This is a genomic window from Pirellulales bacterium (genome assembly GCA_035939775.1).
Classification (GTDB): Bacteria; Planctomycetota; Planctomycetia; order Pirellulales; family DATAWG01; genus DASZFO01.
Map to the genome: position 1 here is coordinate 1 of DASZFO010000302.1, position 7,758 is coordinate 7,758.

General features: G+C 60.0%; 6 protein-coding genes. 1 reads left to right on the forward strand and 5 read right to left on the reverse strand.

What is annotated here, in order from left to right; genetic code table 11:
* Window positions 1–45: 45 nt before the first annotated feature.
* From VGY55_18900 to VGY55_18915, 4 genes are all read right to left on the reverse strand, one after another.
* Window positions 46–204: a hypothetical protein gene (locus VGY55_18900; protein ID HEV2972049.1), complete on the reverse strand. Its 159-nt coding sequence runs from the start codon at window positions 202–204 to the stop codon at window positions 46–48.
* Window positions 205–217: 13 nt separating this feature from the next.
* Window positions 218–595, reverse strand: a complete 378-nt coding sequence (locus tag VGY55_18905) for a cupredoxin domain-containing protein (protein HEV2972050.1) — start codon at window positions 593–595, stop codon at window positions 218–220.
* A 25-nt stretch (window positions 596–620) separates the two neighbouring features.
* Window positions 621–2,930, reverse strand: a complete 2,310-nt coding sequence (locus VGY55_18910; GenBank protein HEV2972051.1) for a hypothetical protein — start codon at window positions 2,928–2,930, stop codon at window positions 621–623.
* A gap of 179 nt (window positions 2,931–3,109) precedes the next feature.
* Complete coding sequence (locus tag VGY55_18915) at window positions 3,110–4,813, reverse strand: thiamine pyrophosphate-binding protein (protein HEV2972052.1); 1,704 nt, start codon at window positions 4,811–4,813, stop codon at window positions 3,110–3,112.
* Between the two features lie 270 nt (window positions 4,814–5,083).
* Here VGY55_18915 and VGY55_18920 point away from each other — a divergent pair, with 270 nt between their 5' ends.
* The gene (locus tag VGY55_18920; protein ID HEV2972053.1) at window positions 5,084–6,538 is read left to right on the forward strand and encodes a sigma 54-interacting transcriptional regulator; all 1,455 of its coding nucleotides are present in this window, start codon (window positions 5,084–5,086) and stop codon (window positions 6,536–6,538) included.
* Window positions 6,539–6,615: 77 nt separating this feature from the next.
* Here VGY55_18920 and VGY55_18925 read toward each other — a convergent pair whose 3' ends face one another.
* Entirely contained in the window at window positions 6,616–7,536 is a 921-nt protein-coding gene (locus tag VGY55_18925; GenBank protein ID HEV2972054.1) for an ABC transporter substrate-binding protein, read from the reverse strand.
* Between the last annotated feature and the right edge of the window lie 222 nt (window positions 7,537–7,758).

Below are 7,758 nucleotides of genomic sequence, written 5' to 3' on the forward strand. Positions count from 1 at the left end.
CCTGTCGCCCCGATTTCTTTGAGCGTGAAACATCGTTCACAAACTCTATGGTCGCAAGTGCGACTCGCGCTCGTGGAGCTTCCATTCGGTCGCAGCGCGAGTTGACTGCGTTCGCTGGGTGAGCCAGGTCGTGGCAATGGACGCCGAGGCGCGGACCAACGAGCCGATTGCGGCTGCCATCGCCGTGACAACAGTCGCGTCCATAGGTCACCGACGGTCATTTGCTTTCAACGGCTTTGACGATGATCGTCGAGTGCATGGCCTTGCCGTGGATTGTGCAGTGGTATTTGAACTCGCCCGCGGTTGCGAATGTGACGGGCTTCGATGACTTGCCCCGCTCGACTTCGCCGGTGTCGAACGTCTTGCCGTCATCGTCCGAAGTGGCGGTGTGCGTCGTGAAGGCCTTGTTCGTCCAAACGACCGAATCGCCGACGTGGATCTCCAGTCTCTTCGGCTCGTAGCTCATGCTCTTCATCGTGACGGTGATCGGCGTGGAGTCGAGTTTCGTGTCGTCGGTCTTGTTGCTCGCAAAGCAAAAGAGCGCGCAGTTCAGGCTGAACGCGGCGCTAATGGCGGATCGGCACAGGTATCGCATCGGATCATCTCCGTGAAAAGTGTTTCTAAAAGTACTTCAGGTATTCGATGAGAGCCTTTTTATCGTCGTCGCTGAGTTGACTTCCGTAGGTGTGGCCGCGGTCTTCGATGAAGTCGGGGCAGACACTCGCCTGAAGAAGTCTCGCCATCATCCTTTGTTGCGCCACGGCCTGGTTCGTCACTCTCAACTCGGCAAACTTTTCTCTCGGCTGGCCTTGGAGGATGCCGTCCACGTAGGCCTGGAGCACTGCCTTGATCTGCTTCGGATCGGCATTCATCAGCAGATTGATCGGTGTCCCTTTCGGCACGCGCAACAGATCGACTTGCAAATCCGGCAAGTCGGTAAACTCCGGCAGCATGCTCTTCACCATCGGAAACACGTCCGGCAGCGTGCAGTCTTCGGTCGTGACCTTGATCGAGCCTACGCCCGCCCGCTTCTCGGGCCAAAGCAGCTTGGTCATCCCGTCTTCATAGCCCGCCATGCGGCCGGCGACCGACGGATCGGTGATGTAAACACCGACGGAATTGTTGTGCAGATACGGCGCTGTGGCCCAGATGCTCACGAGAGTCGGCGTGCGGTAGAACGACTTGTGAGCCGTGAACTTGATGTCGTACTTTCCGGTCAACGGATTGTAGAGCGGGACCGGCTTGCCGCTGGCGTCTTGGTCGTGCAGGACTTCTGTGGGCACGCGCATATCTTTGTAAGTCTGGCTCGACATCTGCCCCCAGGTGCTGCCGGCCATCGCGTTCGTGCCCAGGCTGCGTTGGGTATTGGTGCCCAGGTCGGAGACGGGATGCCGCTCGTCGTCGGAGAGATAATTGTCCGTGAGGAAATCATCGCGCTGGACCAACTCTTGCCAAGCTTTCTTTTGCTCGGCAGGATCCTTGGGCATGGGATCGGGTCGTTTGCTGCTGTGGCACGACGCGCAGTTGTCGGCAAACGCGATTTTGCCGCGCTTCAGCACCGTGGCATCGGTCGTGAGATAATCCTGGCCGTCTTTCGCCGGCTTCCCGTCGCGCTCGATCTCCTTTGCTTCAGCAAGCGGGAACGAATCGTAGGTGCCCAGAAACAGGGCCATGTTCGGCATCCGCTTCTCGGTGAGCATCCATGGGCTGTTTGGATCTTTGCGGGCCGTGTTGATGAGATCGAATTCGCCCGGCTCAAAGTCGCGACGGACGCTCTCCTTCAAGTCGAACGGGTTGATTGGCCACGCCTTTGCGATCCAGAGATCGTTATAGCAGCCTTCGTTCACGTACACGCGCGTGGAGGCCATTAAGAGGCCCATCGAGTCGGCCCCGTCGGCCAGCACGTGCGGCGCCTTCAGAGTCGGCTCGGCCGCCGTTCCGCCGAGCGCGCCACCCGGATCGTTCTCCTTCACACCGGCGTGAGCGTACATCGACTTGATCAGATCGCGCTGAGCGGGCGTGATCCGCTCCTCCTTCGCGAGCTTCAAGCGCTCGCCGAGACGGTAGATGGAGTTGATGACGATGGGGCCGTTAATGAAATCGCTCGGGAACCGAGAGGTCTCGCTCGTGCCGGGCTGCTGGTGATACAAGTATTGGAAACTGAATGAGTCGCTCGGCGATTTATTGCCGAACAGCATCCCTTCGCGGAAATATTGATTGCCGATGTTCGACGAGAGGTTGTCCCATTTGGGATTAGCGGGATCTTGCGGTGGCTTGTCGGGATTGAAGCTCGTATGGCAGAGGACGCAAGACATCCCGACCAAATACGGCGGTTCGACAGACGCCGGGTTGTTCATGTATTTCTTCACCGACCATTCACTGGCATCGAATTTCTTGTTTGCGAAGAGCTGCAGGCCGATGACGCCGCTCGAGTAGCCGAACACTTCGGGATTCCAGGTCAGCGCGCCATCCTTCATCTGGTCGATCATCAGGCCGTATTTGTCGGGCTTTTCGGCGGGAACGCAATCGGGATCATTGATCAGCCCGATCTTGTTCCATCGCTCAGCCCGAGGCGTGTTGTTCAACAGATAGAGAAAGTCCGCATTCACATTAACCACATTGTTCTTGGCGGAAAGGATCGCCATCTTTCGCCAGAATTGCGGGTTATCGACGCCGCACCACCAGTGCCAGGTGTCCATGCCGTCGCCGACCTTCTTGGGATCCACGCCATAGCGTTTGGCCGCCCAGTCGGCGTGCGTCTTGCGATACCATTCGTAAGTGTGCTCTCCGTCGTTCACCGTCCGGCCGAAGGTGTACTCGACGTCGTCACCTTCGGCGGCGAGAACCGCTGTCTGCTCCAGGAACAACCACGTTGCGGCGGTGAGTGCGCCAAACACGATTCGAGCAAAGCGATAATGTGAAGCGATCATGGCAGCTCCTTTCCGAGTGAATCGCTGAGGAACTCGGCGTGAAAACGGCTACGACATTAATTCGCGCTGATCCAAAGTCAGCGACGCGAGGAATTCGTTTCTTCTTTACTGAGCGTCGTCGATGGACATTGCTCCGCTCGCACACGGTCTGGCACGACGAAGGCCAGCCGTTCGGCGCTCTAAACATCGGCGTACAGGGCGTCGAGACGCTGATGGGCGGCGGCGAGTCCGGCGGGATAATCCGTCTTGCCTCCGACGACCTCGATGTAGCACGCCGACTTCGCCGTGGAAGCCCTGGCCAGTGCGGCATCGAGTTCACCGAGCGTTGTGACCTTGGCCGTGAACCAGTCTTGGCAGCCAAAGGCGGCGGGCAGGGCGTGATAGTTCCAGGGGGCGAGGTCGTTGTAGACCCAATTCGGATCCGCCTCGAGCGCCCGCTCGACCATGTATCCCTCGTTGTTGAGGACAAAAATGATTGGCTTGAGCCCGTATCGTCCCATGGTCCCGATCGCGGTGGCCGTCAACTGGTGCGAACCTTCCCCCGTGAAGAGGATGGTTCGTCGCGATGGATCGGCGAGGGCCACTCCGAGCGCAGCCCCGGTAGCCCAGCCGATCGAACCCCACAGCGGCGCGCCCTGCGTCTCCGCGCCCTCCGGAAGTGGGAGCGGGTAGATCCCTGAACTCGAGCTGCCGCTCTCCAGGACGATCCGATCCATCGGCTTGAAAAAGTCTCGGTATCGTGGGTAGAGTGCCGCTGCGGTGATCGGGTCGCTCGGATTGCCGCCTGGTTTCGCGAAAGCTTGCCGCCGCGGCGCCGAGTAGCCGAAGTTCTTGCGAACTGACCTGGCCAGCATTTCAAAGACGTCGCCCATCCGCACGGGATTGTAAATCCGATTGCCGATGCGGACGTAGTCAACCTCGATGGTCACGAGCTTTTCGGGCGCAAGTTGGCTCGAATAGGCGGCCGTGTTGATCTCATTGAAGTTGACGCCGCCGGCGTCGATAACCAGGTCGGCGCCCTCGATGGCCTCGAGCACTTGTGGGGATGAGCCAGCTCCCAAATAGGTCCCGACGAACTGGGGGTGCGTTTCCGAGAGGACTCCCTTGTCCATCGACATCGCGGCGAAGGGGCAGCCCAGCGCCTCAATCAACCGCTGGAGCTTATCCTGGAGTTTGAACCGCGAGACCGTGTAGGACGGCAGGATGGCCACGGATCGGGCAGCGTCGATTCGTTCGGTGATCGCGGCGATTGCCTTGGCGAGGTCGGGTCCACTAGCGGGCTTCGGGTATGGGGTAGCCTCCGAAGAGGTGACCGGCGTAATGGCAAAGTCGGAGGCGACGAGGATGTAGGCGGGCCGGCTCTCGGCCCGCGCGGTGGCGATCAGCCGCTCCATTTCGTGTGCGCAGTTGTCGGGAGTGATCACGGCCGAGACACATGCCGCCTGCGCCGAGATGTTCGCGAAGTTCTGGAACACTCCATCGCCGAGCGTATGGTGGATGATCTTACCAACCCGCTGGTTGCGCATTGTCGGCATGCCGACGACGTGGAAGACGCACGACCGCTCGGCCTTGGCCCCCATCACGCCGTTGAGCGCGGACAGCTCGCCGACGGCATACGTGGTGCATAGCATCGAACAACCGCGCATACGGGCGTAGCCGTCGGCCGAGTACGCCGCGTCCAGTTCGTTCGAACAGCCAATCCAGCGAATCCTCTCGCTTCGGGCAACGGCATCGTTGAGCTTGAAGGCGAAGTCTCCGGCGACCCCGAAGCAGTCAGTGATCCCCTCTCGCGCGAGCCGGCCGACGATGTAATCCGCAACGGTCGGTTGCTTGCTATGAGATTTAGCCGACGGCTTCGGCTGCTTGGTCGATATAGTTGCCATTTGTGCGCTCCTTTTTCTGTTTGGGCCAATCCCGCTTGCCCGTCTCCTCGGCTGTATTACTGAGCGTGGCCAAAGGTCATGCACCCGTTGGAAAGCGAATGCCGTGCCGACGAAATGAACGGCGACGAACGTTGGATTTCCAGGCAGATTGCCTTCGGATGCGCCAGCCGGCAATGATCCCACTCGCGGTTCTTCGAGAATTCACGAAATTTCGTGAATACTTCGTGGCGTAGCGCTCAAGCGGAGCATACAGAGGGCTATAATGTGGCCGTGGCTATCAGCGAACATCATTCTGATATTGCCGAACTGACCGCCGACCCTCGGGTCGTTGTTGACTCGGTCCCGGCGCTCATTCATACCGCGCGGCCGGACGGCCACCTTGATTTTTTCAATCAAGGCTGGCTGGAGTACATCGGGTTGCCACTTGAAGATCTTCAGGGCTGGAAGTGGACGGTCGCAATTCACCCCGACGACCTTGAAGAAATCCTGCGAAAGTGGCGGGCGTCGCTGGCAACCGGGGAGCCTTTCCTGCACGAGACGCGAGTTCGGCGCGCCGACGGTGAATACCGGTGGATGCTCCACCAAAAAGTCGCGCTGCGCGATCCAGAAGGAAACATTGTCAAGTGGTATGGGTCCAGCATTGACATCCATGAGCGCAAACAGGCCGAAACGTCACTGCAAAAGGCGCTCGACGAAGTCGAGCAACTCAGGGACCAATTGCATCACGAGAACGTCGCCCTGCGCGAGGAAATCGTCAGAACGTCGATGTTCGAGGAGATCGTCGGTCATTCGCCCGTCTTGCATGCGGCGCTCGTTCGGGTCGAGAAGGTGGCGCCAACGGGCTCCACCGTCCTGCTCACCGGAGAAACGGGGACCGGCAAGGAACTCATCGCCCGCGCGATCCACAAACGCTCGAAGCGCTCCGATCGTGCGTTCGTCAGCGTGAATTGCGCCGCTCTTCCGTCCTCGCTGATTTCTTCGGAACTCTTCGGCCACGAGAAAGGCGGTTTCACGGGCGCAATCCAACGCCGCCTCGGCCGCTTCGAACTGGCCGAAGGCGGCACGATCTTCCTCGATGAGATTGGAGAGCTTCCCGCTGAAACTCAGGTCGCGTTGCTCCGCGTCCTCCAGGAGCACGAATTCGAGCGACTCGGCGGAAGTCGGCCGATCCGTGCGGACGTTCGCGTGATTGCCGCCACCAACCGTGACTTGCAGGCGGCGATGGCCGCCGGGGCGTTTCGCAGCGACCTCTTCTATCGGCTTAACGTGTTTCCGATTCAGATTCCGCCGCTGCGGAGCCGCAGAGAGGATATTCCGCTGCTCGTGGAATACTTCGTCGACCGCTATTCCCGCAATGTAGGCAAGCAAATCACGCGCGTGAGTAAGAAAACACTGGACTTATTGGAATCGTACCGCTGGCCCGGCAATATTCGCGAACTGCAGAACGTAATCGAGCGATCGGTCATCGTTTGTGAAACGGACACGTTCACTGTCGATGAAAGCTGGCTGGCTTGTGAATCATGCGAAGACGCAGGTCTGAGTCAGCCGTTGCCCAAGAGAATTGCCGAGGACGAGAGAACGATGATCGAAGCCGCTCTGGCGGAAACGAAGGGACGGGTCTCCGGAGCGTCGGGAGCGGCCAAAAAGCTCGGGCTGCCGGCTTCCACGCTCGAATCGAAAATCCGGGCGCTGAAGATCAATAAACACCGGTTCAAAGGAACGTGATCCTCGATGTAGCGGCGATGATTGCACGATAAGCACATCATGAAGGCATTCTTCGTCGCAAAATCCTTTAAATCCTGTCAAAACCTCCTCCGCGGCTCGTAGCGCCGCCAGATCATCTCGGAATCGCCCGCGCGCAGCCGCGTGCCGTGCAGGATATCGGCAAGGATTTCCGCCGTGTCGGCCACCGTGGTCCCCGAGCGGTTGAAATAGAGATTGCCGTCGGCGAAGAAGACGTTTCGCGTTTGCACCGCCCGCAAGTCAAACCAGCCGGGAGATTGCTCGAGAACCGGAATCTCCCTTAGCGCTCGCGGCAAATTGAATCCGCACGGGGCGACGATCAGCAACTCGGGATCGGCCCGGAGCAGTTCGTCCCAGGAGATCGCTCGCGAGTATTCGCCCGCCGTGCCCAATAGGGGCGTTCCTCCCGCCGCTTCGATCAATTCCGGTCCCCAGTTGCCCGTGACGAAAACAGGGTCCGTCCATTCGAGCACGGCCACGCTCGGCCAACGATGGCCGGCCACTTCCTGCCGGACGCGCTCGATTCGGCCGTTGAGTTCCGCGACGAGCCGCTGCCCCGCCGGCTGGCGACCGATCGCCTCCGCGACGCTCAATACGGCGCTCATGATCCCGGCGAGCGAGCCGGCTTGAAGCGACAAGGAGCGACAGCCGGGCGGTTCGCCGCCCGAGCGGGCCACGTCGCGCGGCGTCACGGCGCAGACCTCGCAATGCGCCTGCGCGATCAATAGATCGGGCCGCAGTGCGTTGATTCTCGCCACGTCAACGTGATAGAGCGGCTCACCGGCCGCGAGCCGCCGCCGAACTTCGGCGTCGATCTCGCGGCTGGACAGCGCGACCTCGAACGCCGGCCGGGTGCAGCAAGGCAATTGCCGCACCCACGCCGGGCAGTCGCACTCATGCGAGCGCCCGACTAATTCGTCGCCAGCTCCGAGGGCGCAAACGATTTCCGTCGCGCCGGATAAGAGAGACACGATTCGCATGTCCGAATCATCGCAAATGGGCGTCAATGTGTCACGGTGGCCGCCGTGGTAGGTTCCCTACACTTGTTCGACAATGCGCGCAGGGAATCCGCAAATTCACTTGACAAGAAGGGGGGAATAACTAGCCTAGGCCGTAGGTCATGCCCCGGATCAGAGTTTGCTGAATCGAATTCTTCATCGTCTGCTTGAGGAGATCGCACGTGAATTGCACCTCATGGATCG